19 protein-coding genes and 1 pseudogene are annotated in these 20,293 nt (G+C 36.7%); 2 read left to right on the top strand and 18 right to left on the bottom strand.

Features of this window, described 5'->3' with window-relative positions:
• Positions 1-78: 78 nt before the first annotated feature.
• Entirely contained in the window at positions 79-963 is an 885-nt protein-coding gene (locus AB3I42_RS11350; protein ID WP_010737003.1) for a hypothetical protein, read from the bottom strand.
• Positions 964-1,213: 250 nt separating this feature from the next.
• Between AB3I42_RS11350 and AB3I42_RS11345 the strand changes: the two genes are divergently transcribed.
• Positions 1,214-2,347 (top strand): alcohol dehydrogenase catalytic domain-containing protein, encoded by a 1,134-nt coding sequence (locus AB3I42_RS11345; protein WP_010737002.1) that lies wholly within the window; start codon positions 1,214-1,216, stop codon positions 2,345-2,347.
• Between the two features lie 27 nt (positions 2,348-2,374).
• Positions 2,375-2,704 carry a YrhK family protein gene (locus tag AB3I42_RS11340; protein WP_207414507.1) on the top strand — a complete coding sequence of 110 codons (330 nt, stop codon included), beginning with the start codon at positions 2,375-2,377 and terminating at the stop codon, positions 2,702-2,704.
• Between the two features lie 280 nt (positions 2,705-2,984).
• On the opposite strand, the gene AB3I42_RS11335 is transcribed toward AB3I42_RS11340, so the two are convergent.
• From AB3I42_RS11335 to AB3I42_RS11255, 17 genes and pseudogenes are all read right to left on the bottom strand, one after another.
• Positions 2,985-3,452, bottom strand: coding sequence for a GNAT family N-acetyltransferase (locus AB3I42_RS11335; RefSeq protein WP_010737001.1), 468 nt, complete (start codon positions 3,450-3,452; stop codon positions 2,985-2,987).
• 272 nt (positions 3,453-3,724) lie between these two features.
• Entirely contained in the window at positions 3,725-4,978 is a 1,254-nt protein-coding gene (locus AB3I42_RS11330) for a PTS sugar transporter subunit IIC (RefSeq protein ID WP_010721001.1), read from the bottom strand.
• A 34-nt stretch (positions 4,979-5,012) separates the two neighbouring features.
• Positions 5,013-5,330 carry a PTS lactose/cellobiose transporter subunit IIA gene (locus AB3I42_RS11325; protein WP_349700286.1) on the bottom strand — a complete coding sequence of 106 codons (318 nt, stop codon included), beginning with the start codon at positions 5,328-5,330 and terminating at the stop codon, positions 5,013-5,015.
• A 15-nt stretch (positions 5,331-5,345) separates the two neighbouring features.
• Positions 5,346-5,666 carry a PTS sugar transporter subunit IIB gene (locus AB3I42_RS11320; protein WP_010721003.1) on the bottom strand — a complete coding sequence of 107 codons (321 nt, stop codon included), beginning with the start codon at positions 5,664-5,666 and terminating at the stop codon, positions 5,346-5,348.
• Positions 5,667-5,947: 281 nt separating this feature from the next.
• Positions 5,948-6,622: a DUF1003 domain-containing protein gene (locus AB3I42_RS11315; RefSeq protein ID WP_368022506.1), complete on the bottom strand. Its 675-nt coding sequence runs from the start codon at positions 6,620-6,622 to the stop codon at positions 5,948-5,950.
• Positions 6,623-6,675: 53 nt separating this feature from the next.
• Entirely contained in the window at positions 6,676-7,668 is a 993-nt protein-coding gene (locus AB3I42_RS11310) for an aldo/keto reductase (protein WP_368022505.1), read from the bottom strand.
• Between the two features lie 241 nt (positions 7,669-7,909).
• Positions 7,910-8,719: pseudogene (msrA, locus tag AB3I42_RS11305) on the bottom strand (peptide-methionine (S)-S-oxide reductase MsrA).
• 195 nt (positions 8,720-8,914) lie between these two features.
• Positions 8,915-9,655, bottom strand: coding sequence for a tRNA pseudouridine(38-40) synthase TruA (truA, locus tag AB3I42_RS11300; protein WP_025480461.1), 741 nt, complete (start codon positions 9,653-9,655; stop codon positions 8,915-8,917).
• Positions 9,656-9,787: 132 nt separating this feature from the next.
• Entirely contained in the window at positions 9,788-10,423 is a 636-nt protein-coding gene (locus AB3I42_RS11295) for a DUF998 domain-containing protein (RefSeq protein WP_010721009.1), read from the bottom strand.
• Between the two features lie 186 nt (positions 10,424-10,609).
• Positions 10,610-12,058 (bottom strand): response regulator transcription factor, encoded by a 1,449-nt coding sequence (locus tag AB3I42_RS11290; protein ID WP_034867981.1) that lies wholly within the window; start codon positions 12,056-12,058, stop codon positions 10,610-10,612.
• A 4-nt stretch (positions 12,059-12,062) separates the two neighbouring features.
• On the bottom strand, positions 12,063-13,790 hold the full coding sequence (locus AB3I42_RS11285) for a sensor histidine kinase (RefSeq protein WP_010736994.1): 1,728 nt from the start codon (positions 13,788-13,790) through the stop codon (positions 12,063-12,065).
• Positions 13,783-14,397 carry a YesL family protein gene (locus AB3I42_RS11280; protein WP_010721012.1) on the bottom strand — a complete coding sequence of 205 codons (615 nt, stop codon included), beginning with the start codon at positions 14,395-14,397 and terminating at the stop codon, positions 13,783-13,785. The genes AB3I42_RS11285 and AB3I42_RS11280 overlap by 8 nt, the downstream gene beginning before the upstream one ends.
• 223 nt (positions 14,398-14,620) lie before the next feature.
• Positions 14,621-16,075 (bottom strand): ABC transporter substrate-binding protein, encoded by a 1,455-nt coding sequence (locus AB3I42_RS11275; protein ID WP_081123429.1) that lies wholly within the window; start codon positions 16,073-16,075, stop codon positions 14,621-14,623.
• Between the two features lie 37 nt (positions 16,076-16,112).
• Positions 16,113-17,033, bottom strand: a complete 921-nt coding sequence (locus tag AB3I42_RS11270; RefSeq protein WP_010721014.1) for a carbohydrate ABC transporter permease — start codon at positions 17,031-17,033, stop codon at positions 16,113-16,115.
• Positions 17,034-17,046: 13 nt separating this feature from the next.
• On the bottom strand, positions 17,047-17,994 hold the full coding sequence (locus AB3I42_RS11265) for a sugar ABC transporter permease (protein WP_010721015.1): 948 nt from the start codon (positions 17,992-17,994) through the stop codon (positions 17,047-17,049).
• An 801-nt stretch (positions 17,995-18,795) separates the two neighbouring features.
• Positions 18,796-19,077, bottom strand: coding sequence for a hypothetical protein (locus AB3I42_RS11260; RefSeq protein WP_368022504.1), 282 nt, complete (start codon positions 19,075-19,077; stop codon positions 18,796-18,798).
• 62 nt (positions 19,078-19,139) lie between these two features.
• On the bottom strand, positions 19,140-20,246 hold the full coding sequence (locus tag AB3I42_RS11255) for a DeoR family transcriptional regulator (protein ID WP_258924869.1): 1,107 nt from the start codon (positions 20,244-20,246) through the stop codon (positions 19,140-19,142).
• Positions 20,247-20,293 lie beyond the last annotated feature (47 nt).

The raw sequence follows: 20,293 nt of genomic DNA, 5'->3' as shown, positions 1-20,293 counted from the left end.
TCACTTCCTAGTAACGGGAGTGACAGTCGTTTTTTAGTATTTCATCATTCAACGAATGATTTTTATTTAGCTATTATCTCAGGCTTTTTTTAAGGTACTACTTCCAGTTTTCAGCCACTTTTTATTTTGCCGTTTCTGCAGAAGCTTACTTCCCCCACCGAATAATACAGCACAAAACAAAAGAATGCCCCCAATAATCGCTGGATACAGCAGTAGATCTTGCACGTAATGTGTCATTAATTGTAAAGTCGCTTGTGAATGAAAAGCTATATTATGTAAAACGTCTTGTATATAAAGCAATCCTGCTAAAACGCAAAACATACTTCCAGTTGTTCCCAAAATAAACATACCATAACGTAGGAAAGAAAAGGGTGTTTTGTTAATTAACCGATATAAATAGACTAGCCAAAACGCCAATAGACCCAGACAGATGTAAAAAAGAGGTACCACTATTTTTCGAGCAGACACGATGTTTTCGATAAAAATAGTCAAGTATCGATCACCTAATGCACTTTGGAAGTGATACATGTAAATAAAGATCATTGTCTCGATTTTATTTTTCTCCTCTTTATCGATAGTCAGTTGTTTTTTTGTTGCAACTGTAGCCACCGCTTGAGCAATTATCTCACTCACCTCATTGCTGTCTCTTAGCTCATAATTTGTTTCTTCATATGTATGTTGGATAAATGGTCGAAGGGCTTCTTCGACAAAACGTGGTGAAAGTGCCGTTGCAACGACCTCTGAAAATTCACTTTCTTCTGTGTTTTCTTTCCGAAAATTCTGAGCAGCTTCTGCGAGGACCAATTCGCTATACTTTGTTTTTTCGATTTGACCGAGTAAATACGCCTGATCAAAAAACGTCACTTGAATGATTCCTACGGAAATAATCACAAACAAAGTCACTGAACAAGCAAATGTGACCATCAGTTTTCTGATTTGTTCTCCCTTTTTTTCTTTTATCACAAATAACCTCCCTTTTGATCTATTTTTTAATCTGTTATTTACTTAACCTAAGAAATCAACATAATTTAATTATACTTCTAACTATAAAGCTTCTCAATGTAAACCAAATAATACACAAGTTATTTTAAAACGATTTTCCCTTTACTAAAAGCGTTTCACTACTCAAAAGCCAGCTCCTCCTTTAGAATGAAATTAGCTGTTCGTTCAAAAAATGACATGTTATAGGGTTTGAAGAAAGGAGTTTTATTTCATGAAAGCTGTTACCTGGCAAGGAAACCAAAAAATGGAAATCAGAAACGTAGATGATCCAAAAATCGTGGAACCGACAGATGCTATTATTCGAATTACCGCTACTGCGATTTGCGGCTCGGATCTTCACCTCTATCATCATGGGGAGGCTGTCTTAGAAAAAGGATATGTCGTTGGTCATGAACCAATGGGGATTGTTGAAGAAGTAGGTCCTGCAGTAAAAAAACTAAAAAAGGGTCAGCGGGTCGTTATTCCTTTTAATATTAGTTGTGGGCATTGTCATTTCTGTACCCATGAGATGGAAAGTCAATGTGATCGCTCAAATCCAGATCAACTTTATGGTGGTTTATTTGGCTTTGGCCGTTTAAACGGGAACCATTGGGGTGGTCAAGCTGAGTATCTTCGGGTACCATTTGCTGATAGCACTTCGTTTATCGTACCTGACAATGATCTTGCAGACGAAAAAGTCCTTTTCTTATCGGATATCCTTCCAACTGCTTATTGGAGCGTTCAAAATGCCAACGTAAAAAAAGGCGACACTGTAGTGGTCTTAGGTTCAGGACCAGTTGGATTGTTTGCACAAAAATTTGCCGCTATGGCAGGAGCAGAGCGCGTGATTGCTGTCGATCCGGTCCAACATCGTATTGATAAAGCCGCTCGTTACAATCATGTAGAAACTTATTTGTTAGAAGATACTCAGTCTGCTGGGAAAGAACTTTACGAATTAGCAAAAGGTGGCGCTGATGTCATCATTGATTGTGTAGGGATGGATGGCTTGGAACCAGTGAAAGAAAAAGCTAAGAATCTCGTTAGTTTGCAAAGCGGGACGATTTCACCGATCCAAATGGCTGCGCAAGCTGTCAAAAAATTTGGAACCGTACAAATCACTGGTGTTTATATGACCCCGGCTTCTTCGTACCCACTACAAGAATTTTTCATGAGAGATATCACAGTGAAGCATGGTCAGGCACCGATCGTTCATTTGATGCCTAAAATTTACGAGATGATTGCTGCGGGTCTGTTCGATCCAACCCAAATCATCACACATGCGATGCCTTTAGCTGATGCTGCCCGAGCATACGAGATTTTTGACAAAAAAGAAGATAAAAATATCAAAGTTGTTTTGAAACCTTAGCTTTGTTCACAGATAGGTGAGTGAGAGATGCCAGAAATAAAACGAAAAAGCCATGAAATAGATATTGGGAAAGAAGAAGATATCGAAATTGCTGGACAACGTTTTCGTCTTTATTTCCAGAACCGCTATACATTATTGTCTCTTGCAGTTGATTTATTGACAGGGATTTTTTATATTTTTGGAAGCGTAGCGTTGTTAACAGATATTCCAGACCGTTATAGTACCTATTGTTATCTAGTAGGAGCGATCTTTTTGACTGCACGACCTATTTTGAAAATAGTACGTAATGTCTTCATCTATGACGAGAAAAAAAACAAAAAAAGAGCGAAAAAAAGAATGAATAAGAAAGCTTCCTAATTTTTCGGTAAAAAGACGGAACGCCTATTTAGGATAGCGAGCTCATTCATGCTTTTCCAACAAATCAACCATTCTAAATTCCAGGACTGATAGAACTTTCTATTGCTCCTGGAATTTTTTTGAAGCTAAAAAATAGTACCGTCCACTAAATAATACTCGAATAACCAATATACCAACAAAAATAGCATCAAAAAACAATTTCCGATTTTTCTTGGCATTGCTCACCAGAAACAAAAGATTACTGATCAGACAAAGAACCCTTTTGAGTAATCAACTCCGATCACGTTGTAAAAATCGCTAGTTGATATAAATAAACCGGGATCCCTTCATTATCTTGCACTGTCGTCAGATATTCCCACTCATATCTTTCATAAAAACCTGTATGGTCAGTCGCTACATAGAGCTGCGAAATCCCAAGCGCCCCCATATCTTTTCGAATAAATGATAAAATCTCTTTGGCAATTCCTTGATTACGATATTCTTTTTCAACAAACAACGCACAAACATTCGGAGTCAAATCTGGACGATCATGAAAATCATTCGCGATGACCCCTGCTCCAGCGATAATTTTTTGTTCTGACGTCACGACTATATACCATTGAGGAACAGCGTTAGATGATTGAAGAGAATCTTCCATGCTCTCTTGGTAAAAGGAAAGCGGAAGATGCCATTTTGACGTAAACCATTGCGCTGCCTGTTCCAACCATTCAGGTCTTTCTCTGATCTTAACCAACTCATAACCTTTCATTTCGTCCTTTCACTCCCCTATACATTTGCACTATTATAGCACGCTTGTTATCGAAATGGTTTTTTTTAAACTCCAAAAAAACCTCCTTCTATCCTTCTTTTTCACTAAGAAAAAAGAAAGCTATCCTTGAGCCATTTATCCAAAAAAAAACAGTTATCATGACCTCTGTCAGACAACTGTTTTTTTTGATCGCTCATTAAACGAAACAAGATCTTTTCACTAAAGAATAGCTACTTTTGATTGTATGTGCTGTTTCTTTCTTTTATGTGCTTTTAGCCGTTTAATGCTTCTTTTCTTTTTTCTTGAACTGTCGCTACTTTCACAAATGGTAGGTAAATCAAGACAGATAAGATTAAGTTGATAGCAGCTAAGACACCGCCAGCGATACTTTTTGTTGCTAATACCCCACCGATTACTGGTGGTGTTACCCATGGTGGCATCACCGTTGCAGCTGGAACTAGTCCGGTAGCAGTAGCAAAATAAGCAACAGATACTAAAACCATTGGGGTTAAAATAAACGGAATAAACATAATTGGGTTCAATACGATTGGTAAACCAAACATTGTTGGTTCATTGATATTGAAAACACCTGGTGCGATCGACAAGTTCGTAACAACCATATAAGGTTTATTTCTACGTCCCACTAAATAAATTGCTAGCAACAGACCTAATGTTGCCCCTGTACCACCTAAGTTGACAAAGCTATCAAAGAAAGGTTTGTTTACAATGTATGGTGCGCTATGACCAGCAGCAATCGCATTAACATTCGCTTCGATTGCTGGTGCATTGATTGTTTGCATCAAAGGGTCTACCATGTTTGCTCCGTGTAATCCAAAGAACCATAAGAATGGTGTAATGAATGCTAACAACAAAGCTGAAGGATAAGAATTGGCTAGTCCCATGAATGGTTCTTGGACAATTGTATAAAACGCGCCTACGATATCATCTACACCAAATGCAGCAAAGATCGCAGCAATCAAAGCAAAGAATGAGATCGTGATCATTGCAGGTAATAATGAAGCAAAGGCTTTAGCTACAGCTGGTGGCACGCCATCAGGCATTTTGATGATTAATTTTTCATTTCCACTTAAACGAACAAAGATTTCTGTTGAAATAATCCCAACAATAATTGCAATAAATAAACCGTTTGAGCTCATGCCCAACGCTCCGCCTAATGCGAAGAATGAACCTAAAGAAATTACTCCAGCAGAAACGCCGTCTTTACGATAACCATTTGCCAAATGATAAGCAAGTAGAAAGGCGATCAAAACTGAAAGAATCGCAAATGTACCATTCCAAGCAGCTGCGCCAAATCCTTTCCAAGCTTCGCCACCAAAAATTTTATTCATTAATTCTTGGAAACCAGGAATAGGCAAGTTATTGATCATTACTGCTAACGCACCTAAAATCATCAAAGGCATACTGACCATAAATGAATCACGAATCGCTACTAAATGACGTTGAGCACCAATTTTTGATGCCACAGGTATAAAATGTTTCTCCATAAATGCAACAAATTTATCCATGTTTCTTTCCTCTTTTCTATTTCACCAGTTTACTTTAAGCATCTAAACGTCGATATAAATCAATGATTTCTTTTGCTAAATCTGTAAATGCAATCGAAGTCATCAGATGATCTTGGCTGTGAACCGTCAATAAAGTCACTTCCATATGATTACCTTGTGCTTCTTGTGTTAACATTTCTGTTTGAGAGTGATGAGCTTGCACTAAAGATTCTTCTGCATCTTTGATTTTTGTATCAGCTAACTCAAAATCTCCTTTTTTCGCTGCAGCAATCGCTTCCATTGCATCGCTTTTTGCATTTCCGCCAAACATGATCAAACCCATGATTGCTTCAAGATTTTTTTGCTCTTGCATTGTTGGTTTCCTCCATTATTTATTGATTAATGATTCTGCTTGTTCTAATACTTTGGCACCGTTCATCATACCGTAATCTTGCATATTGATTACATCTAGAGGAATTCCTTTTGGTGCTAATTTTTCAGCAAATTGATTTTGCATAAAACGTACTTGTGGACCTAAAAGTAAAACGTCTACATTTTTTGATTCTAATTGATTGTCTGCATCTGAAGCAGATACTGCAAAGATATCAGCCTCGATTCCTTTTTCTTCTGCCGCTTTTTGCATTTTTGTTACTAATAAACTAGTACTCATTCCAGCTGAGCATACAAGCATGATTGTTTTCTTTTCCATTTTCTACACTTCCCTTTCTTGTATCTTACACTTTTATATAAAGCAATTACCGTGCCAACTTTTAAAGCGCTTTAATCCCTTGTCGTGCTAACGCTTTCAAGAGGACACTGTATAGATGCACACTTCTTTTTTCTTTGCACACTAAAATTAGTGTGCAAACGTTGATCATTTCTCTGATAAATTTGTGTAACTAATTCATGGTATCAAAAAAAATAAGCCGTAGTTTCGCAAAAATGACTCCTTTGAGCGAATTCCAGCTTATTTTTCATCTGCTTGTCCTACTATTCACTTTTGGTCGTTTCTTGAAATTTTTTGTTTAATTGGGTTAATAACTCAATTTGTAATTGTTGTAATTCTAGCATTTGTTGCCATTGCTGTGACATCAAATAATCGATTTTTTCATGCAACAAACTAATTTCTAACTCAGCTTTTAGGTTTGTTTGATAATCATGGTCGGCTGCTATCCGATCTCTAGTTGCTTGTCTGTTTTGACTCATCATAATGATCGGTGCTTGGATAGCAGCTAAACAAGAAAGCACCAAGTTCAAAAGAATGAACGGATATCGATCAAATGATAGCCCCAAAAAATGTAACGTATTCAACAAGATCCAACTACCTAAAATCACTACAAAGAGAAAGATAAACGGCCAACTACCACCAAACTTGGCAATTGCACCTGCTGATTTTTGACCAAAAGTCGCTTTTTGATTGATCATTGTATTTAAATTTTGACTAATTATTTGCTTATTTTTCAACTGCTCTAGCATTTCTTGATTAATTTTTTTTGTTTCATTCTGGTCTTGAATGATTTTTTCTTTTATATACTCAAAATGATAATTCATAAAGGTAATAAAAGGGATTTGGGACTCTATGGTCAGTTTCTTATTTTTTTGTAAAATAAATGAACGAATATCTGTATCAATTGTTTTCAGATGAACGTAATCTTGATGAGCCATGGCCACTCCTCCTTTACGTTATTTTTCTGAGAAAAAGGAAAAAACAGCTTTCATTAGTGTCCTAAGATTTGTTCAATTTTCTGTTCTTCTTCAGGTGAGAAGGAAAGATTATCCATCATCCGAACACTTTCTTCTAATTGACTAAGTCGACTAGCGCCTACAAGCACACTGGTCACTGACTCTTGTCGTAGATTCCATGCTAAAGCCATTTGTGCTAATGTCTGTCCACGCAAATCAGCTAAATCCTGTAATTGCTTGATCTTATCCAATGTAGGTGCCACTTGATCTTCTGATAGAAAAGGAATTTCTTTACGATGGGCTCGAGAATCTTCTGGAATCCCATGTAAATAGCGTTTAGTTAATAACCCTTGCGCTAAAGGACTAAAAGTAATAGCTCCCAGACCTGTCTCTTCTAAAACAGGTGCTAAATCTTCTTCTAATAACTCTCTTGAAAACATATTGTAACGCATTTGGTGGATAATAAATGGAGCGTTCATTTCACGTAAGATAGCAGACATTTTCTTCGTGTCTTCCCCGTTGTAGTTGGAGATCCCAATATACAGTGTTTTCCCTTGACGAACTAATTGCATAAGCGCTTCTGCCGTTTCTTCCAAAGGTGTATCTGGATCAGGACGATGATGATAAAAGATATCTACGTAATCTAACCCCATCCGTTTGAGGCTTTGATCACAACTAGCAATGATCGATTTACGGGAACCCCATTCCCCATAAGGTCCTTCCCACATGTGATAACCTGCTTTGGTTGAAATGATCATTTCATCACGATACGTTTGAAAGTCTTCTTTAAAGATCCGACCAAAGTTTTTCTCTGCTGCTCCTGCTGGACCACCATAGTTATTGGCTAAATCAAAATGTGTGATCCCCATATCAAAGGCACCACGTAAAATTTCCCGTTGATTACTTATAGGATCATAATCACCAAAGTTTTGCCATAATCCTAAAGACAGCAAAGGCAATCTCAACCCAGATTTTCCAGTTTTTCGATACGTCATTTTTTCGTATCGCTGCTGATTTGCTACATACATATATTCTTCTCCTCCTAAAAAAGTATACGCTTTCAAAAAAATGTGGTTTACCACTTCTTTTTCCTAATCTGCGTATGTGATATTTCGTTGTTGATAACTATTGTTCTATGTGAATTATACGCTTATCAATTGTGAATTGCTAACAGGAATCTTTTTTTGCCACAAGAAAAATCGTCGGCTCATTGGGAAAATGTCCCTAAGAAAGTAATGGAATCAGGTGACTGCTAATGAATAAGTGTACTTATTCGTCTCCTCCAGACCATTTTTTCTTTGCCCGCTTAAAAAATAAAAATTGTTGATGAGACTTCTTGATCTTCTTATAACGTTTTTGTTGTTTTTTGTAAAATTGTTGATGATAATTTTCAGCAGGCCAAAAAGTTGTTGCTGGCTTGATCTGTGTGACGATTGGTTCCGCAAACTGATGCGAAGCGATCACTTGTTGCTTGGATTTTTCTGCTAGTATTTTTTATTCTTCATTTTCTACAAAAATGATGGAGCGGTATTGATTCCCACGATCCTGAAACTGTCCAAAGGCATCTGTTGGATCGGTGACTTGCCAAAAAATCGCTAATAGTTCTTCATAGTTTATCATTCGCCGATCAAAAATAATCTCCACTGCTTCCACATGCCCAGTCGTGCCACTGCTAACTTGGTCATAGTTAGGATGTTCGACCTCCCCGCCAGTATATCCGGACAACACGGAAATAATCCCTTGCCGTGTTTCAAACGGTTCGACTAAGCACCAGAAACAGCCCCCGGCAAAGACGGCTTTTTCTTGATAGCTTTCATCGATGATCTGGTGTTTCGCAAAGTCGTAAGACACTTGTCCCATCGGATCATGGGTGATCTTCAAATAAAAGTCCATGACGTCAGGCGTCAAATTCCCCCGAAGTGCTAGTGGTCGTAAAGAGACTTCAATCATTTCAAGGATTTCTTTTCTTTGTTTTCTTTCCCCTACTTGGTTTTTCGCTTGGATCAACAATGTCCGTTCCCATTCACGGGTATTAGGGTTTAAAATGAGATTGTATAATTCTGCTAGCTCTTGCTCCACCACTTTTCCCCTCACTTCTTGGTCAAATATGTAAATTCGTCCTGAATGTATCACGAAACTAGCGAAATTGTGAATAGACCGCTTAGAGGAGTCATGGGCGAGCGTAGGCTACTCAAAAAAACTGAAACAGCCATTCTTTTGCCTACTACAGGCAATCAAACGACTCTCTCAGTTTGTTCTATTTGATATGAATGTTTATTGGTAATACACTTCGTCTAAAAATAAACCATGTGCCGGCACGGTTTCTCCTGCCTGTTGTCTTACTTTATTCTCAAAAATATCATCAATCGCCGAAACAGGTAACTTTCCTGTACCGATTTCCAAGAGTGTACCCATCAAGATCCGAACCATCTTATACAAAAAGCCATTGCCCACAAAGGTAAAGTGCAACATGCCACCTTCTTGTTCGATTGAGAGTTCATGAATTGTACGAACTGTTGATTTTTTTGATTTTTTCAAGGCAGAAAACCCGATAAAATCATGACTTCCCATTAGTTTTTGACAAGCTTCATTCATTTTTTCCAGGTCTAGTTCTTGCGGAAAATAGAAACTATGATTTCGTTCAAAAACAGTTGGAATGGGATTATTCCACACATAATAGCTATATTTTTTCCCTGTCGCATTGTATCGAGCATGAAAGCGTTCAGGCATTTCTTCCACTTTTTTGATCACGATATCTCTTGGTAAATAGCGGTTGAGAAAAGTTAGCATTTCATTACGACTCATTTGAGAAGTCGTTTTAAAGTTTGCCACTTGTCCTCTGGCATGTGTCCCAGAATCCGTGCGCCCCGATCCAATGATCTCAATTTTTTCTCCAGTCATCTGTGAGATGATTGCTTCGATTTTACCTTGGATCGTTTTATCGTCATCTCCCAGACGTTGCCAGCCTGAGTAACGTTTCCCATCATATTCGATCGTTAATTTGATATTTCTCATGTCTTTCATTAGACTCCCCTACGATATACATTTGCACATCACGATGTGCGGTCAAGGTTTAGTCTGACACATTTGTCCTGTGGTTTCAATCAGTTTTACGAATTTCCAGCATTTAGTTAGGGCTACAGTCCGCTATGCCCTAATGTGTAAGATACTTAACCACACAATTGGTAAATAATTAAAGAAGAAACTGATCCGTTGACAAAAACCTAACTGATTCAAAACCGGCAATTGATTTAATCCGGGAATACGTGCTGCGCCATAAATTCCTGCAAAAACCAAGCTGGCAACTAGTAAAATAAAAAACGATTGAGTTAATTGTGCATCGCCCATTTTGCGATACAATAAGAAAACAAATAAAGGGAACAAAATAAATCCACCATACCCAATCCCTGAACCAAGATTGTGGATCCAAGTCGAAAAATTCCAAGAAGTTTCGTTCGTGTCCACACTAAATAACCCGGTAAAAATACAATCTGTAACACCATATAGACCGATGGCAGCTGTCACTAATAAAGCAAGTGGTTTTGAAGTAGTAACAAAAGCTTGATATAACGCTGGCATTGCCAAAACATACAAGCAGCCAGATATGACCGACCAAATCAAAAATGCTTTTCGTACGGGACTACCAACATCCCCAAAAAGACTGATCACAGCAGTCATTTGATTAAGTTTGGGATAAAAAATCCCTAAAACATACGGCGTCAGAAAATCACTTACTACTCCTGACAATAAAAAATAAAATCCATATTTACGTAAAAAATCCATCCTGCATCCTCTTTTCACCAACCAGAAAAAAGAAAGTTTCATGCTCGCTTTCTTTCAAAATTCTAGACATCATCTAGAAAAATTGTACCGAATTATACTAATTTAAACAAGCTTCAAGACATGCGGCACCTTGGATTTACTTGATGAGGGTAATGAGCACTTTCCTCTGAACCACAGTAGCTGATTTTATACGATCATTCCATTCTTTTCACGATATTCTTTTGGTGACTTGCCGACGATTTTTTTGAACAACTTTGAAAAATAGGTTGTGTTGTTGTAGCCGATCTCACTAGAAATTTCATTGATATTTTGATTGCTATGCAGCAGCAACCATTTCGCTTGTTCCATTCTGAGATGATTTAAATAAGTTGAAAAACTTTTTTTCGTTTCTTTTTTGAATAATTGCCCCAAATACATCACATTCAAATGCAGGCTTTCTGAAACTTCTTTCAAGGTTAAAGGTTCTCGGTAGTGTTCGTGTAAGATCGTCATCACTCGTTCGACATTCTCGCTATATCGGACTTGTTTTTGCTGTTCCTTGATCAAAGATAGTAAGAGTTGATGCAGTTCTTGGACTGTTTTTGCTTGATTGATCTGTTGAATCCCTTTTAAATATTCATCGTCTTCTAGCCGAATCAATTCCCGGTGGATATCCATAAACAACAAAAAACTAAAATGACGGATATCATCCGGTGTCATCACAGCAGTTTGGAATTGGTCAAAAAATTGAGTGATCATTTGTTGGGCACTAGCCAATTGCCCGCTTTTTAACACACGATTAAACGAAGAAAAATCAATTGCCTGTTCTTTCGCTGCTTCTTGTTCGGCAAAAAAGATATGTTGATCTTTTTCACCGTAAAATTGATGCAGTTGTAAATTATCTTTGGCATGTTGATAACTCTCAGGGATCTTATCGGGATCTGCTGTTTCATCTCCAATACTGATCAACCAGTTTTCTTCCATACTCTTCTCTTGAATGAAGCGGCAAAATGCAGAAACTGACGCTTCTTCCAGCAACAAAGTAAAGCGTTCCATGTCTCCAAAGTTTCGTTGATAATAAAAAAGTTCTTGGTGGTTTTTCAGCCACTGATTCACTGATTTCCCGACGGATCTAGACACTTGAGCGAGTAAAACTCTTCGTTGTTTCCCTCCGATTTTGTCTAAAATCTCTTCTTCACTCACTTCATCTAATTCTTCATTGAGCCACTGACTAAAAAGGACTTCTTGATAGATTTCTTGCTGGTTTTTCTGTTCAATTTGATGATCTAATTGCTGCTTCACTTTGGTTAAACTAGCAATCAGTTCGGTTTTATTAACTGGCTTCATCAAGTAATTGATGGCCCCTAATTGCATCCCACTTTTTAAATAATCAAATTCCTGATAACCAGAAAGAATCATAAATTCAAACGCATGATGTTCCTTTTGAGCCGCCTCGATAAATTCTAAACCATTCATTTCGGGCATCGTGACATCTGTTATAACTAAATCAATGGATTGATTTTCTAAAACAGACAATCCTTGCATCGCGTTTTCTGCCGTTGCGACTACCTGAAATCCCAAACTTGCCCAATCAACAATTTTTTGCAACCCTGCCAAGATCATATATTCATCGTCGACTAATAACACTCGGTACATGTTCCTACCCCTTTTCTTTAAATGTAATAGTGACAGACAATCCTCCTTCTTGATTGGTACTTAGCTTCATCTGATAACTATGTCCAAAACTAGCACGCAAACGTTCATTCACATTTTGCAATCCAATCGATTGGTACAATTCGACTTTAGGATGCGCCAATCTTGATTCGATCTCTGCCAAGCGTTCCGGTGTGATCCCTTTGCCGTTATCCTTCACAATAATCTGGACTCGTTGCCCTTCACGAAACACTTTCACGCTTAAGGCATTATCAAAACGTGTAAAATCGACCCCATGTTTAAAATAATTTTCGATCAATGGTTGAATCACAAACTTCGGTACTTCGATACTTGCTAATGATGGATCAATGGAAAAATGATAGGCGATCCGGTTGGGGTAACGCATCTGATATAAATAGACATATTTTTCGCAAAAGTCCAGTTCTTCCTTTAAACTGATCGTCTTTTCTTGATTAGTATTGTTTCGCAACAAGGCCGAAAAAGCATACACCACATCTGCCAATTCTTCGCTGCCTTCACTTAACGCATACATCCGAATATACTCTAACGTGTTATAGAGAAAATGAGGATTGATTTGTGCTTGTAATGCACGCATGTGGGCATCTTGCTGTTTGATTTCCAATTTATAGATATCTTCAACATATTGGTTGATGCTATCCAACATCTCATTGATCCCTATAGAAAGGTCTTTTAATTCATATTCCGTTTGGGTGGTATCGATCCGCGTCTCCAAATTACCTTTGGCCGTTTCATTCATTGCATCCATCACGAGATCTACTTGTTGCGAATAGCGCTTGAAGGTTTGGTATAAAAAGAATAGCAGACTGACATCTAATAGAAATACACCGAAAATCAATGGTGTTAAATCTTGGATAACCGCTCGTCTAACCATCGAACGATCTAAAGTAGCCAATATCCGGTAATCATCGGGTAATTGTTGGTACTGGATGAAATTATTTTTTTCAAGGTTTATCAGTGGCAAAGTGGAATTTTCTTGAAGGCTGGTTGTAATCAATTGTTCTTGGGTTGCTAGTTTATCCTTTGTCATTCCTTGATCATGGAATGTGTATAAACGGTTGGTGGTACCAGAGATCATATACAATGATAAGCCGCTAAAGGTATTCAAACTCTTTAATGCCGCATCCAATTCCGCTTTTTCAAAACCGACAAACATGCTCCCGACTTCGCTTCCACCTTGCGTGATCGACATTTTGATATAAAAAGCATCTGTCAATTTAGGCGTACCACTTTTAATCACCCCTCCTTTATTTGCTCTAGAAGATTCCAGATACTCAGGCAATTGACTGAAAACAACATAGACGGAGCTGACTTCCTCATAGCTGACATAAATATCTCTCATTAGATAAGGAAAAGAGACAAAATCGGTCGTTTTTTGTTGTTGATCATAAGCGTACATCAAATATTCATTGATCGGTTTTGTCAGATAAGTAGTCGCATTCTCGATTTTATCAGAGTTCCCCAACAATTGGTCTTTAATGATTTTACTTAGTGTCGTTTTATCGTTCAGTGTACGACTGGTACTTTGTAACGCCTCACTTGTCGTTCGCTTGGCTTGCTCTTGCGTTTGTACCCACGTATGAACACTGATGATAGCAGTCGCCACCGTTGTTAATAAAATCAGGACGAGCGCATATTTTCGGAAAAGACGATTCAGAAGTGTTCCTTGTGAAAATAAAATACGCCATTTATTCATAGCTTTCTAACTGCATATCCAGTTTTTCCCGCCATTGTTTGGTTACCAGCCCATTCCAAACAGTCAATAAGCCAATCACACCAAAGAGAATCAGTCCTTTATAATTCCAAGTTAGCCAAAAAATAATGCCTCCGCCAATCAACAATTTCAAAAAGGTCGAAAAACTGGAAAAGCCTGAAACAAAACTTAACTTAAGTAGGTTAGGAATCGAAATTTCGTATTCACTATCTAAAATCAAGCTATACTGATAAGTGGAGTAAATATAAAGTAAACTAAAAATCAGGATAAAATCAGTAATCAAAAAAAGGATTCCTTGAATTTGAACAGATAAGTATAAATTATAGCCAAGCAAAAATGTCCCCGCTAAAAATAAACCAAACAACACATTCCCACGGACAAATGTTTGTTTAAATGTTTCCCACCCTCGCTTAAACGTAATCTCTTTATATTCAAAACCATAAAGATAAAACAATTCGTTGACTGTTTTATAAGCAGGTCCAATCCCTAATACGATGGCTCCCATCAGTGTATAGATCCAAAAATAAAAAGTTAATTTCATGACCACCCACACTCTGATAAATAATGTTTCTAGTGCTTTACCTAACATGCGATTCCCTCCATAAAAAATATTGTATTCCCTTTCATTATACAAGAGTAGTAAAAAAGTAAAAGAACCAGTTTGATAAAAATCCTAATGAACTTTTAGCTACTTGGTTGCTTATCTTTCATTTCTTCGGACACTAATCAAAAAGCAGAACTCTCCAAAAATTCGACATGCAAATTTCGGAAAAAGTTCTGCTTCTTTCTAGAAACTGATTCAGTTTCTTGAATTATTTACTTTCCTTACGAAATGCATCATATTGTTTTTGCATTTCTGTTAATACTTTGTCATAACCTGCTCTGTTCAAAGCATCTTTTAGTTTTGGTAATGTTTCATCAGGATCAACTGTCCCAGTATTTAATCCATCTAGGTATTGATTCATGACATTTGAGATATTACTTAGTTCTGTTTTTACGCTATCTGTATTGAAACTAAAGCCTAAGATTGGAGAAGTTTTTGCTTCTTCAATTGATTTATCTCTTTCAGCGATCATTTGATCTGTGATCGTATCTTGTGTGTATAAGATTTCATTGTTACCGGTATTCCAAGCAGACATGTGCATGTTTGGTTGGTACCCATCTAATAATTTGATCTTGTCATCGCCATCTTTTTTCCATGCTTCGCCTTCGATACCCCAAACTAAACCATTCAATAATTCTGGATCGCTATTTAATAAACCTAAAAATTCAACTGATTTTTCTTTGTTTTTAGAGGTATTTGATACGACAAAGTTGGCCATTTGTGCTTGTCCAGTTGACTTCAATGGAACAGTGATTGCTTTTGAAACCAATTCTTGTTTCGCTGCATTAGTCAAGATCGTATCGCCATAATCGTATGGTCCTTGCGTTTCGCCACGCATTAACCAAGTATTCCCTTCAAGTGGGTAATCTTTATTACTAGTAGCAGCATCGCTAGGAATCAATCCTTGTTTATACCAGCTGTGCATCGTACGTAATAATTCGATAAACGTTTTGTTGTCGTATTGATTGATGATCTTAGTGTCATCGCCGTTCAAATCAACCGCAAATGGTAATGTATTCCCTAATGGATAATCGAAATCTCCTTGGACCTTAAATCCTTGTCCAATCGCAAAAGCAGCTGTATTTGGGTCTTTTTTATGGAATTCTTGTAACACTTTTTCCGCATCCTGATAAGATTCGATCCCATCAATCGATAAATTGTATTTATCTAATAACGGCTTGTTGAAAGTCAACACTTGTTGGGCAAACACATTGCCATTCACTGGAAAGGCATACAATTTTCCGTTAACTAAATTTCCTTTGATATACGCTTCATCTAAAGAATCATACGCTTCTTTCGCATATTTTGGTGCTAATTCTGTCAAATCAGTAAATGCACCCTTTTGCGCATTTGATACATAGTTGTTGGCAAAGGCAATATCGTAGTTTTCACCAGAAGAGATAATGACATTCATTTTCTTCTCGTAATCGCCCCAACCGATGTAGTTGATATTGACTTTGACTCCGATTTTATCTTCGATCCGTTTATTTGCAATGTCCATTAACTGATCGAAATTCTCTGGTTTATCACCGATTTGATACATTTGAAGGGTTGTTGAATCACTTGCTTCAGCTTTTTCTTTTGTCCCCGATCCGCAGGCTGCCAATGTTCCAACCATCATTGCAGAAACGCCAGTAAAGGCTAATTTCTTCCATAACTTCATTTTTCTTCCTCCTAAATTGTTTTATATTTTTATTGCATTACTCTTTTACTCCACCAATCGTTAATCCTTTAACAAAATGTTTCTGGAAGAATGGATAGCTGATCGCAATCGGTAAAGTAGAAATCACGACGATCGCCATTCGAGCTGATTCTCCCGGAACAGAAGCAAGTCCGCCTGTCAATTGACTGCCCGCTCCTGAATTTTGTGTCAAATATTGAATATTGCTTTGGATCTTCATCAATAAATATTGCAAAGGAACCAGTTTATCATCTTGAATGTAAAGCAACGCATTAAACCAATCATTCCAATACCCTAAGGCAGCAAACAAACTGATCGTTGCAATCCCTGGAATTGCCAGCGGTAAAACGATTTGCACAAAGATTCGCAGCTCACTAGCCCCATCAATTCTTGCAGATTCAATGATCGAATCTGAAACCGAGCGTTTGAAGAACGTTCGCATCACGATGATATTGAACGGGCTGACCGCCATTGGCAAAATCAATGCCCAGATCGTATCTTTTAACTGCAAGAGATTCGTCATTACTAAATAGTTCGCAACCATCCCTGGTGAGAACAACATCGTGATCAAACAAAATACGGTAAAGAAGCGCCGAAATGGGAAGTTTGATCGTGAAATCGCATAAGCGTATAAAGAAGTCGCTGTACTATTGATCAAAGTCCCTAGAACAGTGACAAGGATCGTCACAAATAAAGCTTGGAAAATCTTGTCTTGCATTTGACCGAATAAGTAAGTATACCCAAATGTACTAAATTCTTTTGGCCAAAAACTGTAGCCATATTGTGTCAAAGCGGATTCTTTCGTAAAAGAAATCGCAATCACGAATAGAAACGGTAAGATGCAAGAAAGAGCAAACAATGCGATCAACAAGTTAGAGAAAAAATTGGTTGTTTTGTTAAATGAACGAATTTGTACTCGTTCGACTTTCTTTTTTTTCATTTCTTTTTCCTCCCTAGAACAATGCTGATTCGCTGTCGAAACGACGAGCAATCGTATTTGTGATCATCAATAGAACAAACCCGACAACGGATTGATACAATCCCGCTGCAGCTGTCATTCCAAAGTCACCAGTAGAGGTCAAGCCATTATAAATGTAAGTATCCAATACTTGTGTGACATCATAAAGTGCCCCGGAATTTCTCGGGATATTGTAGAATAAACCAAAGTCTGCTCGGAAAATATTCCCGACAGCTAGAATCGTTAAGATCGTCATCAACGGAATCAATTGTGGAATCGTCACATGTTTGATTTGTTGCCATTTGCTGGCACCATCCACCATCGCTGCTTCATAATAAGTAGGATCGATCCCCATAACAGAAGCAAAATAAATGATACTGTTATAGCCAATCCCTTTCCACGTACCGATAAAGACAAGAATAAACGGCCAATACTTCGGTTCGTTATACCAGTTGATCGCTTCTCCACCATGCCCAGTGATCCACTGATTAAAGATTCCTTTGTCAGGACTCAAGAAGGCATAAACAAAATACCCAATGATGACCCATGATAGAAAGTAAGGAAGTAACGACATTGTTTGGTAAACTTTTACCAGTCGTTTATTCCGTAATTCACTCATAATGATGGCAAAAACAACGGAAATCAATAAATTCAAAAGAATAAAAGTAACATTATATAAAATGGTGTTTTTAGTGATCAAGAAAGCTTGATCAGAAGTAAATAAGAAGCGGAAATTTTCCCAACCAACCCAAGGGCTTTCTCTTAAACTAGCTAAAAACCCGTCAGCAGAAATATGGAAGTTTTTAAATGCTACTACGTTTGCTAATACTGGGATATAAAAGAAAAAAATCATCCATAGCATCCCCGGCACAGCCATTAGTACTAAAGCTTTGTAGCGCCATAGATTAGCAAAAAAATGATTTAACCCCTTTCTTTTTTTCATCGTAAAACTCCTTTCGTGTCATTCACAAGCCAATTATAGCGCTTACAACAAAAGGAATAAATAAACAAATTATAGATAAAATGATACAAAATATAGATAACAAAATTAGGCAGAGGTTCAATTTTAGCGATCAATTTTTTCAAAAAATCGTTGGCTAATGGCAGTAATTTCTAAATAAACACGGATGAAATGAGCATAAAAAAGGGTGTTAGGTATAGAAAAACCGATAAATAAGTCGAACATGCAAAAAAAACAGCCGCTCATTAGAATGAAAATCACTGATATTCTAGTAGGTACTTAAGTTGCTACTGTACAAGTTATATTCGTTTTGAGATAGACAATACTCACGATTAGTTGAACAGGAGTTTTGAACAGACGATCAATCCTATACTGCTTCTATTCACTCTTTTGTTAACAGCAACTATGTTGCTTTATATAAACTAAAGTGATGTGGCTGTAATATAAATAAGAAGGGTCAAAAACTTAAAAGTTTTTGACCCTTGACATTGTTGCGTACACCATTTTGTTTATAAAATCCATCAACCTTTTCTTAATAAATTCATACGACCCTTACTATTCGAACAAGTAAAGAAAATGTTGGAAATATCATAACTCCTATGACTAGATACCATAAATCCATGATTAGATTCCCCAATGTAAACGGTACAATTATACCTGTGAATAAAATAAATGCTACTATTATTAGATTTAAAAAGTAGAAGCAACTCGCAGTATATAAGACCGTGTGATTTCTTAGTACTCAGTTTCTATAAACCAATGGTGGGGAAATCATAAATTAATTTAACGGATTAGATTTAAACTTTCTGTCAATATTACTTTTAAATCCTCTCCAACGGAATAACGGGAGATAGGAAAAAGATTGGGAAGATCTAATTCAGTTTCGGCCAATACCGAGCGATCACAGATAATTATATGAGGATTTCTTTTTATATATTCTGGTAATTGATCCACAGAATAATATAGATACGAATCGATCATATTGTAATCCAGATTAAGCCAGTGAATAAGTAATTCCCGATAAATGATATGTGCCTCTTCACTTTCTGCCACAACAAAGTACACTCTCTTTTGTTTCTCTCTAAAAATAAGACTCGAAGACACTTGTGCAGTGAACCACTCAATTGCTACATCACTAAAAATAAAAGGCGGTTCTGGCCATACCTCTTCTTTCCATTGAATAAAAATTTTTTTATTCTTGGTAAAAGTTGCAATTGTTCTTCACTTAGATAATGATGACGATACAACAAAAAATGTTGTAAGCTATTCCAAGTGGAATAACAAAAAGTAATGAGTGGACGTTCAAAAATAATTTGTGAAAATAAGTTATTTTTGAATTCCTCTTCAAAATGAAAGACCAAACTTTGGACTTCACGAATATTTTCAATGACATGTTCTCGTTCATACTGGTAATTGAGTTGAATTGTCATAAAGCTATCAGAATTTAGTGAGATGTTTTTATAAATAGTAGTCAAAAAAAGCAATTCATTGTTATCTAAATCATATTCTTTAAAAAACAATTTTACATTTGTTTGAATTTTCTTAAACGTTAAGCTTTCTTCTAATTTGTATTTTATTGAACTTTTCTGTACTGGATGGTCTTCGTATCTTGTGATGGTTAGATAAACAGCTAACGTCAAAAACGTGTATTCACGATCATTTTTCTCATAACAATTCGCTAAATCAAAAAATAACTTTTCTACAAATTCTTGTGATTGCTTCATTTTTTCTTTATCTAATGTATGACAATTAAGAGGTTTTCTAGCCAATACCGTTAATGTCACTAGTCTAAAGGTTATTTCATCATTTAACCAAGCTTTATTTTCATCTAAAAGACCTATCTCTATAAAATATTGTTCAACATTTTTTTTTAGCTGAAAAGCCTTTGTCACTGAAACAAATTCATTTTCTACTATAGTTAAATAATTAGTTTCATCAGTCAAATAAAGTAGACATACATTTAAAAATTTCGAATAACTATAAATTTGTTTGATTAAATCATATCTTGTATAGATGGTATCAAACCAGACGGTCATGTGTGTTTTAGTGATTTCGTAGCTTACAATGTAATCTTCTAACTGGAAGACCAATCTATCAAAATCTCTTTTTATCGTATTGAAACTAACATCCAAGCGTTTTGCTACATCTGAAATCACTAATTTTTTACACTCGTATAGGTATTCTGTTAATTTCACCTGCCGCATAATTTCTTTCTCAATATAATTTTCGATCATACCAATCCTGCCCCCAATCACTACTTTCATTATAAGTTTTTTTCTCA

The organism is Enterococcus sp. C53 (assembly GCF_040887425.1).
GTDB lineage: Bacteria > Bacillota > Bacilli > Lactobacillales > Enterococcaceae > Enterococcus_B > Enterococcus_B hirae.
This window is presented reverse-complemented; position numbering and strand designations above follow the sequence as displayed.